Origin of the sequence: Pedobacter sp. BG31, assembly GCF_042464845.1 — a bacterium.
Lineage (GTDB): Bacteria > Bacteroidota > Bacteroidia > Sphingobacteriales > Sphingobacteriaceae > Pedobacter > Pedobacter suwonensis.
In genome coordinates this window covers 13,600-33,034 of the sequence record NZ_JBHNZK010000020.1, presented here as the reverse complement: position 1 = coordinate 33,034, position 19,435 = coordinate 13,600, and the positions used below count along the sequence as shown (strand labels likewise).

Here is a 19,435-nt window from a genome sequence, read left to right as displayed (position 1 = left end):
TGCTTCGTTCCTCGCAATAACGATTTTTCTATTTAATTCTGTCAATGGTAGCGGAGTCGAAAGATCTTTTCAACGCAGCGAATTAAACAAAAAAGTTAAGTTTTCAAAACCTGACTTCCTTTTTCTACGCTACCTCTTCTGTAATTACTTTAGGTTCTTCAGTTACTTCGTCCTTCTCGATCCTGAGGTTGCGGATAATATGCTGCTGCCTGTCGGGTGTATTTTTCCCCATATAATATTCCAGCAGGCTTTTAATCGTCTGGTCTTTTAAAATAACAGGATCTAATCTGATGTCTTTACCGATAAACAAACCGAATTCATCCGGAGAAATTTCACCCAATCCTTTAAATCGGGTAATTTCAGGTTTATTGCCCAGTTTTTCGATAGCATTTTTACGTTCTTCGTCGCTATAGCAATAAATGGTTTCCTTTTTATTCCGAACCCTGAAAAGCGGCGTTTGCAAAATGTAAACATGGCCTGCTTTTACCAGGTCAGGAAAAAACTGCAGAAAGAAAGTCATCATCAGCAAACGGATGTGCATACCGTCAACATCAGCATCTGTAGCAATCACGATATTGTTATAATGAAGCCCATCTAAACCATCTTCAATGTTTAAAGCATGTTGCAGCAGGTTAAATTCTTCATTTTCGTACACTACCTTTTTGGTCAGTTCGTAACAGTTAAGTGGTTTTCCTTTCAAACTAAATACCGCCTGGGTATCTACATCACGCGATTTGGTAATGGAACCAGAGGCTGAATCCCCTTCCGTAATAAAAAGGGTAGTTTCATAACGCTTTTCGTGGGTGGTATTGAAATGAACTTTACAATCGCGTAATTTTTTATTGTGTAGGGATGCCTTTTTAGCCCTATCGTTAGCCAGTTTTTTAATCCCCGCAATATCCTTACGCTCCCGCTCCGATTGCATAATCCTTTTTAGCAAAGCATCGGCAACATCCGGATTCTTATGCAGGTAATCATCCAGTTCTTTTTTAACAAAATCGTTAATGAAAGTAGCCACAGATGGTCCTTCAGGTCCCATGTTCTGCGAACCTAATTTAGTTTTGGTCTGCGATTCAAATACAGGTTCCTGCACGCGAATAGAAATGGCCGCAATAATGGATGAACGCACATCAGCTGCATCAAACTCTTTTTTGAAAAACTCCCGAACCGTTTTCACTACTGCTGCCCTGAAAGCTGCCTGATGCGTTCCACCCTGTGTGGTATGCTGCCCGTTAACAAACGAGTGGTAATCTTCGCCATATTGCTGACCGTGTGTCATTGCAATTTCGATATCGGGACCAACCATGTGAATAATCGGGTACCTGATTTCTTCGGGCTTATTAAATTTGGAAAGCAGATCGTAAAGGCCTCTCTCCGAAAAATATTTCTGGTTATTGAAATTGATTGTTAAACCCGTATTTAAAAAAACATAGTTCCAAACCATGCTTTCCACAAAATCAGGGATGTAATGATAATTTCTGAAAATACTTTCGTCAGGATAAAAAGTAATGGCGGTACCATTACGTTGTGTAGTGTCGATTACCGGATTTTCATTTACGATTTCACCTTTAGAAAATTCTACTTTTTTGGTTTTTCCATCGCGGTACGATTGAACGGTAAAACTGGTCGATAATGCATTTACTGCTTTTGTACCCACACCGTTTAAACCCACCGATTTTTGGAAAGCATTACTGTCGTACTTACCACCCGTATTGATTTTGCTTACACAATCAATTACTTTCCCTAATGGAATGCCCCTGCCATAATCGCGAACGTTAACTTTTTGCTCGGATAGTGTAATTTCGATGGTTTTTCCGGTTCCCATCACAAACTCATCAATAGAGTTGTCTACAATTTCCTTTAACAAAACATAAATACCATCATCTTGTGCAGAGCCATCGCCAAGTTTACCGATATACATACCCGGACGTAACCTGATGTGCTCTTTCCAATCCAATGAGCGGATACTGTCGTCGTTATAAATTACTTCTGCCATAATGTGTTTATCTGTTCTTCAATGAAAAACCCTGCATTTTTTGATCTGCAAAGTGATGAAGAATTTGTAGAAACAATCCTGATGATTGAAATAAAAAACATTTTCAAATAAGTTCCTCAGAATTATTATACAATAATAGTTTTATTCTGTGAGGCAAACAAAAGAAAGTTTCAACATAAAGATGGATGATGGCATATGTAAAATGGATAATGGCCTGGTAGCATATGGACGATTGTTTGATAGTTCATAGTATGGTGGTGAGGAGAAGATTAATCACTTACGTTTTTGTATGATCAATTGTTAATTTATCCATTAGCTATCAACCATGCACCAATGAACTAGTGACCAATGAACTAATGACCAATGAACCAAAAGACCATGACCCATAAGTTTCACCTCCATCCTCCCTTTTCCATCTCACATCTTATCTTACATCTCACATCATCCATCTCACATCTTTACATAATTTCCCTATCTTCATCCAATTATTCAAAAATCCTTTTTAATGCAACAAAAGAAACAGCTTTCGCTCTTTGATTTATCCATGATTGTGGTGAGTTTAGTGATTGGAATGGGTGTTTTCCGTACTCCCGTAAATGTAGCAGCTAAGGCCCAGGTTCCCGAATTGTTTTATCTGGCCTGGTTTATCGGCGGTTTTGTAGCTTTTTGCGGTGCATTAACTTATGCCGAAATCGGTTCCCGTTTTCCGGTAACTGGTGGCTATTACAAAATCTTCTCGGTGGCTTACCATCCTTCCATTGCCTTTGCCATTAATTGTATTGTGATTATTTCAAGCGCGGCATCGGTAGCGGCCATATCTATTATCGGAGCAGAGTACCTGAGCAAGATTATATTACCGCCGGCTATACAAACCGAAACATCAAGGGTAGCCATAGCCATTACCACCATTTTAGTATTTTATTTCATTAATCTGTTAGGCTTAAAAGCAAGTTCCAAAACGCAAAACATATTAACGGTAATTAAAATCGGGATGATTTTAACGCTCATATGTGCGGTATCTTTTGGTAGCCAAACACAAACCGTTATACCGTTTTTTAAAACCGCAACAGGAGCTTTACCAACCTGGTCTGATTATGGAAAGGCATTAGGCCTTTGTTTAATTGCCGTTTCTTTCTCTTATGCAGGTTATGCACAAACCATCAACTTTGGCGGTGAAGTTAAAGAGGCCAAAAAAGTAATCCCGCGCTCCATTATTATAGGCTTAAGCATTATTGTGACCCTTTACCTGGCCATTAACTATGCATATGTGAAAGTAATCGGTTTCGAAGAATTAAAATCAGCCGAAAGTATAGCGGCAATATTGGCTTCAAAAATATTTGGTCCTGCCGGATTTAACGCACTTTCGGTAATTATTTTTTTCTCGGTAATGGGTTATGTGAATGTGAATCTGCTGAGCAACCCAAGGGCCATGTTTGCGATGGGCGAAGAAGGTGCTCTGCCAAAAATTTTTAGCAGGATGAACAAAAAAACAGAAGTAATTACCGTTAGTTTAACCGTTTTCACCTTGATTTCGGTGGTGATTATTTTCTATGCGAAAACCTTCGATAAAATTTTAAACTATACCATTTTCTTAGAAAGTATTAGTATGGCGAGTTCTGCAGCAACCATTTTCATTCTCCGCAAAAGAACCGCACATCTTGATAAAAAAAGCATTTATACTGTGCCATTATATCCTATATTGCCTATTATATTTATTGCAGCTTATACTTTTGTTGCTTTCAGCATTTACGCCGATGACAAAGACGCAGCACTTAATGGTTTATATATTTTTGCCGGCTTTCTGGTCATCTATTTTGCAAGCAGGTGGTTTAATAAGAAATAATTCATCTCAAGTTTAAACCTCACAGGTTTTAAAAACCTGCGTGTTTTAAAAAACACTTTTTAAAAAATTAATGAACAAAACACTCTCCTTAAAACAAGAAATTGCTTATGCCGCCGGTATGATTGGCTGGAGTACGATGACCAACATTATCATCGTTATGCTTCCCTATGTCTACCTGCCGCCAAGTAACGCTGGCTTAACACCTTTGGTACCACAGCTTGTTTTGTTGGGTGCATTTAATATCCTTTCTATCATTGCGGCCTCAGGCAGACTGGTAGATGCCATTTACGACCCTTTCATCGCTTCAAGAAGCGATGCGAGCACCAATAAAAACGGTCGCCGGATGCCTTTTATGAAATGGGCCATTGTGCCGGCTATGCTTTTCTGCGGATTGGTTTTTTACCCCATTCAAAAAACAGAAAGTTTGCATAATGCCTGGTGGCTCACCATCACACTTTGTTTATTTTTTATATCGGTCACCACCTATATTATCCCCTACAATGCTTTGCTGGCTGAAGTAACCCATACGCCGAAGCAAAAAGTTAAGTTATCCAGCTACCAGCAGGTGGGCTTTGTTATCGGCATTATTTTATCGGCCTGTACCAATAATTTCGCCGATCTGGTTGAAGCTAACTTTCATGTAAGCAGCCGCAGCGAAGCTATTCAGGCCGCAATATGGGGTTTGTGCATCTTATCCGGATTGGTGATGTTATTGCCCATTCTTTTCATTAATGAAAAAGAATTTTCGGTGGCCAAACCTACGCACGTTCCGTTATGGCCAGCTATAAAAAGTACTTTTAAAAACAGTAATTTTAAATACTACCTTATATCTGATTTTGCCTTCTACACGGCACTGAGCATTATATCAAGTGGTTTATTGTTCTTCTGTACGGTTTTATTGGGGCTGCCGGAATCAGAAGGAGGCAAATTTATGGGCGCCATGGTTATGGCATCTTTGTTATTTTATCCACTGATAAACTTTGGTTCCGCTAAAATTGGCAAAAAGCCTTTCGTATTGCTTGCCTTTGGCATGTTGTGTTTAATCTTCGTCACTATTTTCTTTTTAGGTAAACTACCTTTCGGGCCATATACGCAGATTTACATCCTGGTATTATCAGCCTCTTTCCCACTGGCAGCGCTTGGCATTTTACCTACTGCGATTCTGGCCGATATAGCACAAAGAGACACGTTGAAAACTGGTGAAAACCACGAAGGCATGTTTTTCGCGGTGAAATATCTTTTTGTAAAACTTGGTCAAACCTTGGGGATTGCCATTTTTGCCATGCTCACCATTTATGGTAAAGATCCGGGCAATGATTATGGGTTAAGGTTAAATGGCGTGGTAGGTTTTGGGCTTTGTTTAATAGCGCTGCTGGTTTTCAGCAGATTTAAGGAAGATAAATAGTTTTCAGATATTAAAATATAATGTACTAATCTAAATATCATCAATAAATTACTGTTATAATATCTATTTTTTATGGAAAGCAATTGCGGTGCCGTTTCGGTTACTGTAGTCCCGCCCTTTGCTTAATCCCGATAGCACAAAACGTGTGAATTAAATCCGTTCTGATCGGGATAACGCTGTCGGTCGGGTTTATTTTACTTAGCGCAGTAGCCATATTACAGTTACCTAACCCCACCAAACAAGATGCTTTTTCAATCTGCAGAGAAAGGAAACCGAATGAGGAAATATTTTGTTAAAACAGATAGCTTCAGGCGTACCCATTTGCTTATTCAGTCCGCAATTAAAAAATATAGATTTAAAAACCATGTAAGAAAAAATCAGCGGAGCAATGTTTTGATCATCGCTCCGCTAATGTATTCCATTATCAATTCACCTAATATCCGGTATTTTGTTTTAACGTTCCCTTACTCCTGTCTATCTGATCCTGCGGTAAAGGAAAATATTCATCTCGGCTTTCTATACTAATTCCTTTCAAGTAGTTAAAATACCCGCCTTCAAAAGCAAAATAACTCTCAAGGGTTTGTTTTACTATACCCCACCTTACCAAATCAAAAAACCGGTGTCCTTCCAAAGCTAACTCTAACCTACGTTCGAAACGTACGGCATTTCTGGCATAAGTATCATCCGGAAATGCCGGGTATTGACTCACTTTATACGCGGCTGCAGGCGTTCCGTTTATGGTTTGTGGCGTTATTTTAGCAGCACGTGCCCTTACGGCATTTACCAGCGTTAAAGCCCTGCTTAAATCGCCTTTTTCCACTGCACATTCTGCAGCCATTAAATAAACATCGCCTAAACGAATCAGATTCACATTTAATCCGCTCACATTGGTAGCACCCGGTGCGGTTCCGCTGGTTAGCTGAGCAATATCAATGGTATTTTTAACAGCGATAAAGGGGCCTCCGTTGCTGGAATCACGAATCCAGGTATCGCCTGCCATTAAACCCCAGTCACGGTAGGGAACGCCCCTTCTTCCTATGGTAGATTCAATTCTAGGATCTAAAGGTAGCGTTTTATCTACCACATAATTATCTTTAGCTGAACCAGTCAGTCCCAAATCAGATTGATATGGATTATTGCGATAGCTTCCATCCAGCAATGGCAAGCCTAAAGTACTTACTTTAAAAGAGTTGGCTAAATCAATGGAAGGTTGAAAGAAACCACAGCAGTTAATTGGTGCATTACCATAGGGGAAATTAAGCATATCGCCAACGTTTCCATTATCTCCGCTTGTACCATCTGTTCCAACCGAATGTTCAACAGCCATAATCGTTTCTGGTCCGTCCTCTTTGGTAATGTCGAAATTATCTGAATAAGGCATTGTGATTAAATCTGCCTTGGCCAAAATTACCGCATTTAACAGATCGTATGCTTCAGTATATTTTTTCTGGTATAGATAAACTTTCCCCAGATAAGCCTGGGCGGCATATTTATCAACCCTTCCTTTTTGGTTTTTGGGTTTGGTTGTACTTAAATTAGCTACAGCATATTGAAGATCGGCTATAATATTAGGATAAATATCCTTATCGTTTGGAACAAAAGTACCATTACTGGCTTCTGTAACATAAGGTACTGATTTAAATACCCGTACCAAAAAGAAATAATAATGTGCACGCAGTAATCTGGCTTCTCCCTGGATTTCCTTTGCACGTGCATCACTAAATTTTCCTGAACCGCCTCCGGCCTGCAGACTCGCTAAAACCCTTAGTGTACTGTTACAACGCTGGATTCCCTCAAAACACCGGTCCCACAGATTCGATAAGTTATCGTTTGTGCTGGTTGGCGAATGCTGTTCAATTGCGTTCATTGGTGGCTGATCACCTGTGCTACTTCCTTTATGTGCATTATCTGAGGCGACTTCGCCAAATAACCATTGACTCGGTGCAGCACCATAATTGCCCCATGTACCATTCACATTGCCATTTAACAGACCATAAGCACCTATTAAAAGCCCCTCAACTCCATCCTGGCTCATCAGCTGGTCTTCTGAGAGTTGACCTTGAGGCTGAACTGTTAAAAATTCCTTCTTGCATGAAAACGTAATACAAATTAATAAGGAAAGAAGAATATATTTTATATGTTTCATCTTGATATCTTTTAATTAAAATCCAACATTAATACCGATTAAAAATTGACGTGGTGACGGATAAACCCCTTGATCTACTCCCGGAGCAGTAAAAGTGTCTACAATCTGACTGATCTCCGGATCCAGGCCTGTATATTTTGTAATGGTAAATAAGTTACTTGTGCTAACATATACCCTTAATTTACTGATATCGGAATTTTGACCAAAAACTTTTGCTGTTGGGATAGAATAGCCAATTTGTAAATTTTTCAACCTCAAAAAGCTTCCTTTCTGGATGTAATAGCTTGAAGATGCGAACTCCAGATCTGAAGCGCCTGCATAAGAAGATGGAATCAGACTTGAGGTATTGGTTGGACTCCATGCATTAAGTAATCTAACACTTTTTGCACCATCAAAGGAAGGAAAATCGGTAAAATAACGGGTAGCCTCAAAAATGTCATTTCCCTGCACACCATATAAGAAAGCAGAAATATCGAAGTTTTTGTAAGATGCATTTAGGTTTATCCCATAGGTGAAATCAGGATTTGGATTTCCAATTATGGTGCGGTCTTTCGGATCAATTACTCCGTCACCATTAATATCCTGATAACGTAAGCCACCCACCCTTGCGCCAGCATAAGAAGGATTATTTTGGATATCGGCTGTACTCTGATAAATTCCTGCTGTTTTATAGCCAAAAAATGAGCCAAGAGGTGAACCTTCCTGTAGTACACTGGTTTGTAAACTCCTGTAATTACCATATACCTGGTTAAAAATTCCAGGTGCCAGCTTTACAATTTCATTGTCGTTTTTTGAAAAATTTAAACCAACGTCAAATTTAAAAGGGCTATCCGCATTTCTTCCATAATGATAAGCCAAATTAAATTCAACCCCTTTATTGCTCATATCGCCAATGTTTACGAATGGCGAACTTCCTAAACCAACTACACTTGATGGTAACGGCACAGGATAAAGCATATCAGTTGTTTTTTTGTTATACCAATCAACCGATCCATCAATAGCTCCACCCCATAGGGTAAAATCAAGACCGATATTTAGAGATTTTACTGCTTCCCATTTGATATCGGGGTTTTGATAAGCATTTTGGCGCACACCAGTGGTAAGGCCATTTCCACCACCAACCGCATAGGCTGCATTGGCAATAGAACTTTCGTACCTGTTCATGTAGTTATATGGTGGTATCCGCTGGTTACCGGTTTCTCCGTATCCGCCCCGAAGTTTTAAATCCGTAATCCATTTAACACCCTTCATAAATTCCTCTTCAGATACTCGCCATCCGGCACTAACCGCTGGAAAATTACCATACTTATTGGCCTCTCCAAAGTTAGATGAACCATCCCGACGGATAGTGAAACTAGCCAGGTAGCGATCTTTAAACGAATAATCGAGTTTACCAAATACGGAAAATAATGACCCTACTGCTCCGGTACTGGAGTTGTTAATGTTTGAAGAACCAGTAGTCAGGTAATAATAATCAGGATTCCCCAAGAGAAAGAAATCATTCCGGCCTCCATTCAGTTGTCTGGATCTCGACCTGATCGCCTCCGTGCCGATTAATGCACTTATTTTGTGCTCTTCATTAATTACTTTAGTATAATTTAAGGTATTTGTCCAGGTCCATTCCGTATTATATCCCTGATATTCATTCAAATTGTTTGAATTATTACCTTCAGAAAATTCGAGGTTCGGATAACGCATAGATAAACCATTATAGTTTTCATAACGTATACCAAAATTAGTTTTTAATACCAAACCGGGAATGATATCGCCCTCGCCAAAAATGTTACCAAAAAAGAAATTGTTTTTATTGACATTATCTTTTGCCCTGTATAAAAAGGCAAGTGGGTTTTCTGCATTACCTAACTGGCTACCCCGACTACCGGCAAAGTTTCCGGCAATATCATAAACCGGGATAATGGTAGGAATCCGGTATGCCCAGCCTAGCGCACTTCCCTGATCCTGGTAACCACCTGGGGTATTCGGGTTAACCCCGAATCCGTAACCTTCAGTATAACTATACTGGACATTCTCTCCAAAACGTACACGTTTATTAAACGCAGAAATCCCGGTATTGGATCTAAAACTATAACGTTTAAAATCAGTATATTTTATCGTGCCTTTTTGATTCAGGTATCCCGCACTAACGGCATAAGTTGCATTTTCTCCGCCACCTGAAGCACTAAGCTGATAATTTTGAACAGGCGCAGCCTCCGTAATTTCCCTAAACCAATTGGTACCTTCTTTATTGGCCTTTGTAATCTGGTAAAATAAATTTGGATCACGACTGTAATTATATTTGGCAGGGTCTGCGTCTGCCGCCGTAACATCCTGACCAAGTTTTAAACCTGCCACCAAATATTCGGGCAATACCGGCGTAGCACCCGAACCATAGTTTTTACCCGCCGCAACAGGTTTGCCCGCATTCGTGTATCCGTCAAATACATACTGTGCATATTGCTGAGGATTCATCATTTCAGGAAAGCTGCTCCGCCTTGGCACTTGTGTGCCATAGTAAGAATCAAGTGTAATTTTTGGCGCACCGGATATCCCTTTTTTTGTAGTGATAATTACGACACCATTATTGGCACGTGCCCCATAAATAGAAGCTGAAGATGCATCTTTAAGCACCTGCATACTTTCGATATCATTTTGGTTAAGCCAGGATAACTTACCTTCAAAAGGCACTCCGTCAATCACATAAAGCGGGTCGTTGTTATTAATGGTACTGTTACCCCTGATTCTGATTTGTGGTGTGGAGCCGGGCGCACCGTCATTTACGATCTGCACCCCGGTTGCTTTACCCTGAAGTGCCTCTACAGCACTTGCAGCAGGTTGGGCTTTTAGTAAATCCATGCTTACTACTGCAACGGCACCAGTTAAATCTTTTTTTCTCTGAGCAGAGTAACCGGTAACCACTACTTCGGTTAAATTGTTGTTTTCGGCCTGCAAAATAACCGTAATACTGGTTTGAGAGCCTACCGTTATTTCCTTACCTCCATATCCAATAAATGAAATCACTAATACATCAGCAGGCTTTGCACTTAAAGAAAATGTTCCGTTGGCATCTGTAGTTGTACCTCCGGTTCCATTCTTGATTTTGATAGTTGCACCAACAACGGGTAATTTGTCATCGCTCGCAATAACTTTACCAGTGATTTTTGTTTGGGCCATTGCACCAAGTGCAAATAACATCCCTAAACACAAGAGAAGAAACCCCCTCCTGATACAGAATAAATTTTGTTTCATAGGTTTATATTGATTAGTTAAATAATGCATATTTATAATCCGATGCGGCCTGGCTTAATAAAACCAATAGCATCGGTTTATTTTAATTGCTCACGATGAAGCATTTACAAAGTCCATCCGCCCGGTTGGGATAATTTTAAAAAAAAGCAGGTATGGAAGAAGAATGGATTTCTTCTGCGGGTAAGTAGTTTTTTTCTCATAAGTAGTTGGTTAGATCGGTTTTTACTTGTTTAATTTATTGTCTACATAAGGGTATTTTCAAGGCCAGCAATCATTAGTGTAAAAAATACACTTAAATAATAATAAATATACATATAAAAATAATGATACTACAAATTAAAAATTTTAAAAATACTGCGTAAAAATAATGATATGTAATATTTAAAAACATAAATTGTATGACAATCAAGATTCAGGTCGGATTTATCAGAAAGTATACTAATGGCACTTTTTTTCGTATATTTGCCGCTGAAGCAGGAATAAGGGCTTGCCATTCTGAATGGCATATTCTCTCCGCAAGTTAGTCCTTCAACAATTTGATTGTTCTAGCTTCTTCGATAAATTATAAAAAACATACATGTTATTCAAAGAATTAAACCTCATTGAGCCAATTTTAAAGGCGCTTGAGACCGAAGGTTATTCACAACCAACACCCATACAGGAGCAGTCCATCCCAACCATATTAAAAGGCAAAGATTTATTGGGTTGCGCGCAAACCGGTACCGGAAAAACGGCTGCTTTTGCCATTCCGATGCTGCAGTTACTGCACGAAAAACACATCAATACCAAGGCAACCAAAAATATCAAGGCATTGGTGTTAACACCAACCCGCGAACTGGCTATCCAGATTGAAGAAAGCTTTAAAGCCTATGGCAAAAATTTAAACCTTCGCCATTTGGTAATTTTTGGTGGCGTAAACCAGTTCTCGCAGGTAGAGGCACTGAAAAAAGGAGTTGATATTCTGGTGGCCACTCCTGGCCGTTTACTCGATTTAATGAACCAGGGCTTTATTAACCTGAATACGATTGAACTGTTCGTTTTGGATGAAGCTGATCGAATGTTGGATATGGGCTTTATCCACGATGTGAAAAGAGTAGTGGCTAAATTGCCTGCCAAACGCCAGACCTTATTTTTCTCGGCAACCATGCCAGATGAAATCCAGAAATTGGCCAATACCATCTTATCCAGTCCGACGAAAGTAGAAGTGACTCCGATTTCTTCTACAGCCGAAACCATTGTGCAATCGGTTTATTTTGTAGACAAACCAGATAAAAAGAAATTATTGATCCATCTTCTAGAAGATAAAAATATCCAGACAGCCTTGGTTTTTACGCGTACCAAACATGGTGCAGACCGTATTGTTAAGGATTTAGGCCATGCCGGGATCAAAGCGGCGGCTATACACGGCAATAAATCGCAAAATGCCAGACAAAGGGCATTGACAGATTTTAAGGACAGAAAAATCCGCGTTTTGGTTGCCACCGATATTGCCGCCCGTGGTATTGATATTGATCAGCTGTCGCACGTGTTCAATTTTGAATTGCCAAACATTCCTGAATCTTATGTTCACCGGATTGGCCGTACGGGCCGCGCAGGCGCAAATGGTATTGCCATTTCGTTCTGTGATGCTGAAGAAAACGAATACCTGCTGGATATTCAGAAACTGATTAAAATTACGCTTCCGGTTGTTGATGATCACCCTTATCCGTTAAGCTGGGAAAATATGTTAGCCAAAAACCAGGTAAAACGTAAACCGCAAGCCCAATCTAAAGGTGGTGGCGCTAAAAAAGGTGGCGATGGCAATATGAGCGGCAAACCTCGTAATGCGAGCAATAACAGGAGATTTGGCGGAAACAGAAGAAAGAGAGATTAGTGAGGCAGAGGGCTGGAAGGTAGAAGGCATAAGGCTTAAAACCCAGAGCCTGGACAGCGTTAGGCTTATAAAAATAAACCCGGATTACGAAACGTAACCCGGGTTTTTATATTTCTGGTTTAGGCGATTGCAAGGAAAACCTTCGGCTCTATTAACCTTCCACCTTCCACCTCTCTAAGGGCAATTGCAATGGAAAACCTTCCACCCTATTACCTTCCGGCTTCTACCTTTAAACCACTACATTAATAATCTTTCCTTTAACGAAAATAATTTTTTTGGTTGGCTTTCCATCCAGAAATTTTTGGAATTGTTCATCTGCCAATAAAATGCTTTCAACTTCTGGCTGTGCCAAGGTTAAGCTCAAATTCAGGTTCATTTTCATTTTACCGTTAATAGAAACCGGATAAGCGAACTCATCTTCTACTAAATACTCAGGCTTAAATGTTGGGAAGGCAGCATAGGATAAAGTTCCCGCTTCGTTACCCAATAATACCCAAAGTTCTTCGCAGATATGCGGCGCATATGGTGAAAGAATAATCACCATGTCTTGCAAAATCTGACGGTTTTTACATTTCAGATCTGTTAATTCATTTACCGCAATCATAAAACTGGATACTGAAGTATTGAACGAGAAACGTTCAATATCATCCTGCACCTTTTTAATGATTTTGTGCAATGATTTTAATTCCGCCTTGGTAGGTTCAGCATCAGATACGGTGAATTCCCATGCCTCGTTGTGGAATAATCTCCAGAATTTACGCAGGAATTTAAATACACCTTCAATTCCATTGGTATTCCAGGGTTTGCTCTGCTCCAAAGGCCCCAAAAACATTTCGTACATACGCAACGTATCGGCACCATAACGCTCGATCAAATCATCGGGATTAACCACGTTGAATTTTGACTTCGACATTTTTTCTACCTCAACACCGCAGATGTATTTTCCACCTTCCAGAATAAATTCAGCATTGGCATATTCTTCTCTCCAGGCTTTGAATTTAGTTAGGTCTAAAGTATCGTTTTCAACAATATTCACATCAACGTGTAATGCCGAGGTTTTATATTCTTTTCTTAAGCCAGCAGACACATAGGTATTGGTAGGTTTTCCATTCTCGTCGTTAACGCGGTAAACAAAATTACTCCTACCCTGAATCATCCCCTGGTTAATCAGTTTTTTGAAAGGCTCTTCTTCTTTGGTATAACCCAAATCTTTCAAAAATTTATTCCAGAAACGGCTGTACAATAAATGGCCGGTTGCATGTTCAGAACCACCGATGTATAAATCCACATCTTTCCAGTATTCAACTGCTTCTTTTGAGGCAAAACTGTTGTTATTATTAGCATCCATATAACGGTACCAGTACCAGCTGCTTCCGGCCCAGCCGGGCATGGTACTCATTTCGTAATGTCCACCATCAGCAGGCAACCAGTTTTCGGCCCTGGCCAAAGGCGGCTCGCCGCTTTCAGTCGGTAAATATTTATCAATTTCAGGAAGCAACAATGGCAATTCTTCTTCCTTAACCAAATAAGGCAATCCATCTTTGAAGTAAACCGGAATAGGCTCACCCCAGTAACGCTGGCGACCAAAAATCGCATCACGCTGACGGAAGTTTACTTTTGCCTTGCCTGCACCGCGTTCTTCCAACCAGTTGTTCAAAAAGGCAACCGCCTCTTTGTATTCCATTCCGTTAATAAAACCAGAATTAATGTATCTTCCTTCTTTTGTTGGGTCTGCCTGTACATCGATATCTTTCTGTGCATCTAAAATCTGTACAATCGGCAAATTGAAATGTTTAGCAAACAACCAGTCGCGTTGATCGCCGCTTGGGACCCCCATCACAGCACCAGTTCCATACCCTGCCAGCACGTAATCGGCAATCCACAACTGCACGCGTTCGCCACTTACCGGATTAATCACATAAGTACCCGTAAAAGCACCCGATACCGTTTTGGTATCAGCCATACGGTCTAATTCCGATTTCTTTTTGGTTACAGCGATATAATTTTCAATTTCTTCTTTTTGTTCTGGTGTGGTCAATTCGGCAACCCACTCATGTTCCGGGGCCAGAACCAGGTACGAAACGCCAAAAATGGTATCTACACGGGTGGTAAAAACCTCAATATATTTTTCAGTTTTCGGTTCTGAATTTCCAGTTTCTTTAACTGACAACTGCGAATTGTCAACTGCAAACTTTACAGATGCACCAACACTTTTACCGATCCAGTTGCGTTGCATTTCTTTAATTGGCTCAGGCCAATCAATGGTATCCAAACCTTGCAAAAGACGATCAGAATAGGCCGTAATACGCATACTCCACTGCATCATTTTCTTTTGCTCAACAGGGAAACCGCCACGTTCAGAAAAGCCGTCTTTAACCTCGTCATTTGCCAAAACTGTGCCTAAAGCAGGGCACCAGTTTACTGTACTCTCACGCAGATAGGTTAAACGGTATTTTAGCAATTCAATCTGTTTTTCTTCTTCAGTAAAGGTTGCCCAGTCACTTGGCAAAAATACCCTGGTGTCATCATCACATACGGCCCTTACGTCAGCCGTACCAGAAGCATTAAATTTTTCGATCAGTATACTAATGTCCTCGGCCCTGTCGTTTTCGATGTTATACCAGGAGTTAAACAGCTGCATAAAAATCCATTGTGTCCATTTGTAATATGATGGCTCGCTGGTACGCACTTCCCTGCTCCAATCGAAAGAGAAACCTATCTGGTCTAACTGACGGCGGTAGGTTGCAATATTAGCCTCAGTAGTAATGGCTGGATGCTGCCCCGTTTGTATGGCATATTGCTCTGCAGGTAATCCGAATGAATCGTATCCCATTGGATGCAATACGTTAAAGCCTTTAAGGCGTTTGTATCTTGAAAAAATATCTGATGCAATGTAACCCAGCGGGTGACCAACGTGCAAGCCTGCTCCTGATGGATATGGGAACATATCTAACACATAATATTTTGGTTTCTCAGAATTGCTTTCGGCTTTAAATGTTTGATGATCTGCCCAAAATTTCTGCCACTTTTGTTCTATTTCTTTGAATTGGTAATCCATTGCAAGTTTTAAATTTTTAAAGGGGCGAAAATACAGAAATTAAGGGGCTTTAAAAAGTAGATCGAGGATAATATTTAGCCTGGATATATTCAGAACGAGAATAAGTTATGACCTAAATCCAGGCTTATTATGTATTGTAACTGTTAACATCTGACTGTTAAAGGATTTTCACAAAATTAAAAGACCTGTAAGAAATCAAATCCGGAAAACGGACTATGGATGTGTAGTCGGATGTTACCATCCGACTATCCGGGCATTCAGGATAAGTGAAATCTTAATTATCTTTTATTAATTTACTCCATCGAAAATGATTTATTGGTAGTTGCTCCCTGAGGTCTGATGTTACCTTCTGACTTACTATCGAAAGAATCCTGATCTGCTATTCCATGTCAGTTGGCAACAACTGACACCATAGCTAAACTCTAATCTATGTATCTCCTAATCTAATAATTTTAAGCAAAGTAATCATCGTTTAGCGTCGGTTGGTAACAACCGACGCAACAAAAAGCGCCATTGATTTTAAAACCAATGGCGCCGCAAATAATCGGGGATTAAGATCTTATCTTGATAAAGAATATACTTTGGTTACGTTAGTTTTATCAATTTTAGCAGTAAACTCTAATTTATTTGCTGTAATGCTGTTTATCTTACAATAATTCAGCCCGTCGTTAATATCCATGCTAAACTGATCGGAATAGATGATCACGTAAGTGCCGATGGTTCTGTTTCCCGATAAACTCAACTCTACCTGGTCATCATTGTTTGACTTAAAGTCGATATAGTCACTTGTGGTACCATAATTAACCGTTCCGTTCATCTTTTTTGGATCTTTCAAAGTTTCTTCAGCGGTGTATCCAGAAGTTACGATTTTATTTAATGTCCATTTACCCATCATTTGGGCTTTTAAAGAAGTAGTGTCTTTTTTGCAGGAAATAAATGTAGAAGCGATAAAAAAGAATAGGCTAAAAATGGTAAGTTGTCTGTTCATAGTTAAATTTAGTTTTACGATATCCATAATTAACGCCATTTTGACAAATTTCGTACCGTCTTTAGAAAAAGAACCATCTTGGTTGAAGAATTAATCTTCAAACTAAAAGCAGATCCCGCACGTTAGTATTCATTTAACATTCATTAATTGGTGTTTATCAGGTATAATTTATATTTTCGCAGAAACAAAAATGAAATACATGGAAGAATTCGAAGTAAGTGATGCATCTAAGAAAACCAAAACCGTTTATATCTCTACTATCATCAGTATTGCCTTGGTTTTATTAATGCTTGGATTACTTGGTTTAGTACTTGTACACGCCAAAAACCTATCTAACTACGTCAAAGAAAACATTGTTTTAAACATTATTGTTGATGAAGGCGCAAAAGAAGCTGATGTTTTGGCTTTCCAGAAAGAGCTGAATGCCAACCCTGCGGTAAAGCAGACCCAGTATGTAAATAAAGAGCTTGCAGCCAGAAACTTAACCCAGGATTTAGGCGAGGATTTTGTTAATTTCCTGGGATACAACCCACTGACTTCTACCTTTGATGTGTACTTAAAAGCAGAATATGCAAACAATAAAAGTATCGAGGCCTTAAAAACCAGTATTTCTAAAAATCCTGTAGTGAAAGAAGTAGTTTACCAGAGTTCTTTAATTGATATGGTAAACAAAAATATCAACACCATCGGTTTAATTATTTTAGCCTTTGCGGCACTACTATTAATTATTTCGATAGCACTGATTAACAACACCATAAGATTAGCAATCTACTCGCAGCGATTTTTAATTAAAAGTATGCAGCTGGTTGGTGCAACGAAAAATTTTATCCGACGTCCTTTCTTACTGTATGCGGCCTTACATGGCTTAATTGCGGCATTTATAGCCATTATTATTTTATTGGCTACTTTAATTTACGCCCGCAAAGAGGTGCCTGAAATTATTATTTTAAATAACTACCAGGAATTTGGCTTTGTATTTATAGGCCTTTTGGTTGTGGGTATTTTTATAACAGGAATTAGTACATGGTTTGCAGTAAGCAGATATTTACGTTTAAAATCTTATCATCTTTATAGATAATGGCAGAAAAAAAAACAGGTCCGGTTGTAAAGGACGTTAAAAACGAATTGGTTTTCACCAAAAAAAATTATCAGTTGTTGTTAATTAGCATTGCAATCGTAGCAGTTGGTTTTATCCTGATGATGGGCAGCACTGGTGATATTTACGATTTCAGAAGAACTTTATTGGCGCCGATGGTGGTATTGGCTGGTTTTGCTTTTGGTATTTATGCCATTTTAAAAAAATAAATGTTTTGTATTCGGTAAAGTGTTTTTTAACTTTATAATATGACAACAACAAATTTGCAAATTGAAATTAATTCACTTCCCCTAAACCTTAGGCAGGAAGTTGCAGATTTTGTTGAATTCTTAAAAACAAAACAAAAAAATAAGCCGAAATTAAAATCACGTGAATTTGGGTATGCGAAAGGTAAGATTAAATTATCAGATGATTTTGACGAGCCTTTAGAAATGTTTGCAGATTATATTTAATGGCATATTTATTAGATACACATACCTTTTTATGGTTTGTGGCAGGTGATGATCAATTACCTGTTTCAGTTAAAAAAAGGCTATCTGATATTAATACATCCTGCTTCATAAGCATTGCTTCTTTTTGGGAAATTGCCATTAAAAAACAGCTTGGAAAGCTCGATTTAAAAATCGGCTTTGAAGCGCTTTTTAGCTTTGCAGAAAGGAACCAGATTGAGATTATCCCCATTAATGAAACCCATCTCATAACATTACTAAACCTCGAATTTATCAACAATGATCCTTTTGATCGGATTATTGTATCTCAAGCCATTCAGAGAATTTAGTATTGATTTCACGAGACAAAAAATTAAAAAAATATAAAATAAAATTACAGTGGGAATAGCCCATTAACTAACAATATGAATTCTCTTGAAGCTATTGTCCTTGCCATTGTTGAAGGATTAACCGAATTTTTACCTGTATCGAGCACAGGTCACATGATCATTGCATCATCGCTTATGGGCATTGCCTCAGAACCATTTGTAAAACTTTTTACCATTGTGATTCAACTGGGTGCGATACTTTCAGTGCTTATACTCTATTTCAAAAGGTTTTTTAAATCGATATATTTCTACATTAAATTGCTCGTAGCCTTTATTCCCGCAGCCGTATTTGGTTTGTTATTGAGCAAAAAAATCGACGAATTATTAGAAAGCCCGATGGCCGTTGGTATTTCGTTGTTAATCGGCGGTGTTATTTTATTATTTGTAGACAAATGGTTTAACAAACCTACCATTAATGAAGAAGAGGAAATCAGCTATTTAACGGCGCTGAAAATCGGATTCTTCCAATGTATTGCCATGTTACCAGGTGTATCACGGTCTGGAGCAACTATTGTGGGCGGAATGAGTCAGAAATTAAGCAGAAAAGTGGCGGCAGAATTCTCGTTTTTCCTGGCAGTACCCACGATGTTTGCTGCAACTGCCAAAAAACTATACGACTTTTATAAAGAAGGACACACCATTACGCATGACCAAACCAACCTGCTGATTATCGGAAACGTTGTTGCATTTATTGTAGCACTTTTAGCGATAAAAAGTTTTATCGGATACCTGAACAAACATGGTTTCAAAGTTTTTGGATGGTATAGAATTGCAGCAGGTTTAATCATTATCATCCTTTTGCTAAGCGGACATAATTTACAGATTATATAATTCATCTAAATATTTTAACCATAACTTCTCCCGATTTTTGGGAGATAAAAAAAATGCATACGGATAATAATCATCTGTGTCTATCTGCATACATCTGTGGTTAAAAAAACTTAAGCAAACCACATTGAATCCGTAT

Annotated in this window: 13 protein-coding genes; 8 read left to right on the top strand and 5 right to left on the bottom strand. The window is 39.0% G+C overall.

Going from position 1 to position 19,435, the window contains the following annotated elements:
- Positions 1-124 precede the first annotated feature (124 nt).
- Positions 125-1,996: a DNA topoisomerase IV subunit B gene (locus tag ACFE6N_RS19810; protein WP_378939331.1), complete on the bottom strand. Its 1,872-nt coding sequence runs from the start codon at positions 1,994-1,996 to the stop codon at positions 125-127.
- A 505-nt stretch (positions 1,997-2,501) separates the two neighbouring features.
- Here ACFE6N_RS19810 and ACFE6N_RS19805 point away from each other — a divergent pair.
- Both ACFE6N_RS19805 and ACFE6N_RS19800 read left to right on the top strand, forming a co-directional pair.
- Positions 2,502-3,839, top strand: coding sequence for an APC family permease (locus ACFE6N_RS19805; RefSeq protein ID WP_378939329.1), 1,338 nt, complete (start codon positions 2,502-2,504; stop codon positions 3,837-3,839).
- Between the two features lie 70 nt (positions 3,840-3,909).
- The gene (locus ACFE6N_RS19800; RefSeq protein WP_378939327.1) at positions 3,910-5,244 is read left to right on the top strand and encodes an MFS transporter; all 1,335 of its coding nucleotides are present in this window, start codon (positions 3,910-3,912) and stop codon (positions 5,242-5,244) included.
- A 433-nt stretch (positions 5,245-5,677) separates the two neighbouring features.
- Here the strand turns inward: ACFE6N_RS19800 and ACFE6N_RS19795 are convergent, their stop codons facing one another.
- Positions 5,678-7,390: a RagB/SusD family nutrient uptake outer membrane protein gene (locus ACFE6N_RS19795; protein WP_378939325.1), complete on the bottom strand. Its 1,713-nt coding sequence runs from the start codon at positions 7,388-7,390 to the stop codon at positions 5,678-5,680.
- 15 nt (positions 7,391-7,405) lie between these two features.
- Positions 7,406-10,636: a SusC/RagA family TonB-linked outer membrane protein gene (locus tag ACFE6N_RS19790; protein ID WP_378939323.1), complete on the bottom strand. Its 3,231-nt coding sequence runs from the start codon at positions 10,634-10,636 to the stop codon at positions 7,406-7,408.
- A gap of 577 nt (positions 10,637-11,213) precedes the next feature.
- On the opposite strand from ACFE6N_RS19790, the gene ACFE6N_RS19785 reads away from it, so the two are divergent.
- A complete protein-coding gene (locus ACFE6N_RS19785; RefSeq protein WP_378939321.1) occupies positions 11,214-12,509 on the top strand; it encodes a DEAD/DEAH box helicase in 1,296 nt (431 codons plus the stop codon).
- Positions 12,510-12,738: 229 nt separating this feature from the next.
- Here the strand turns inward: ACFE6N_RS19785 and leuS are convergent, their stop codons facing one another.
- Positions 12,739-15,567 (bottom strand): leucine--tRNA ligase, encoded by a 2,829-nt coding sequence (gene leuS, locus ACFE6N_RS19780; RefSeq protein ID WP_378939319.1) that lies wholly within the window; start codon positions 15,565-15,567, stop codon positions 12,739-12,741.
- A gap of 559 nt (positions 15,568-16,126) precedes the next feature.
- Positions 16,127-16,555, bottom strand: coding sequence for a hypothetical protein (locus ACFE6N_RS19775; protein ID WP_378939317.1), 429 nt, complete (start codon positions 16,553-16,555; stop codon positions 16,127-16,129).
- 199 nt (positions 16,556-16,754) lie between these two features.
- Here ACFE6N_RS19775 and ACFE6N_RS19770 point away from each other — a divergent pair, with 199 nt between their 5' ends.
- The 5 genes from ACFE6N_RS19770 (at position 16,755) to ACFE6N_RS19750 (ending at position 19,299) form a co-directional block, all read left to right on the top strand.
- On the top strand, positions 16,755-17,633 hold the full coding sequence (locus ACFE6N_RS19770) for an ABC transporter permease (RefSeq protein WP_090981820.1): 879 nt from the start codon (positions 16,755-16,757) through the stop codon (positions 17,631-17,633).
- A complete protein-coding gene (locus tag ACFE6N_RS19765; RefSeq protein ID WP_090981518.1) occupies positions 17,633-17,860 on the top strand; it encodes a DUF3098 domain-containing protein in 228 nt (75 codons plus the stop codon). Before ACFE6N_RS19770 ends, ACFE6N_RS19765 begins: the two co-directional genes overlap by 1 nt.
- 39 nt (positions 17,861-17,899) lie before the next feature.
- The gene (locus ACFE6N_RS19760; RefSeq protein WP_090981516.1) at positions 17,900-18,103 is read left to right on the top strand and encodes a DUF2281 domain-containing protein; all 204 of its coding nucleotides are present in this window, start codon (positions 17,900-17,902) and stop codon (positions 18,101-18,103) included.
- Positions 18,103-18,429, top strand: coding sequence for a type II toxin-antitoxin system VapC family toxin (locus tag ACFE6N_RS19755; protein WP_378939314.1), 327 nt, complete (start codon positions 18,103-18,105; stop codon positions 18,427-18,429). Before ACFE6N_RS19760 ends, ACFE6N_RS19755 begins: the two co-directional genes overlap by 1 nt.
- A 75-nt stretch (positions 18,430-18,504) precedes the next feature.
- A complete protein-coding gene (locus tag ACFE6N_RS19750) occupies positions 18,505-19,299 on the top strand; it encodes an undecaprenyl-diphosphate phosphatase (protein ID WP_378939312.1) in 795 nt (264 codons plus the stop codon).
- Positions 19,300-19,435: the final 136 nt, after the last annotated feature.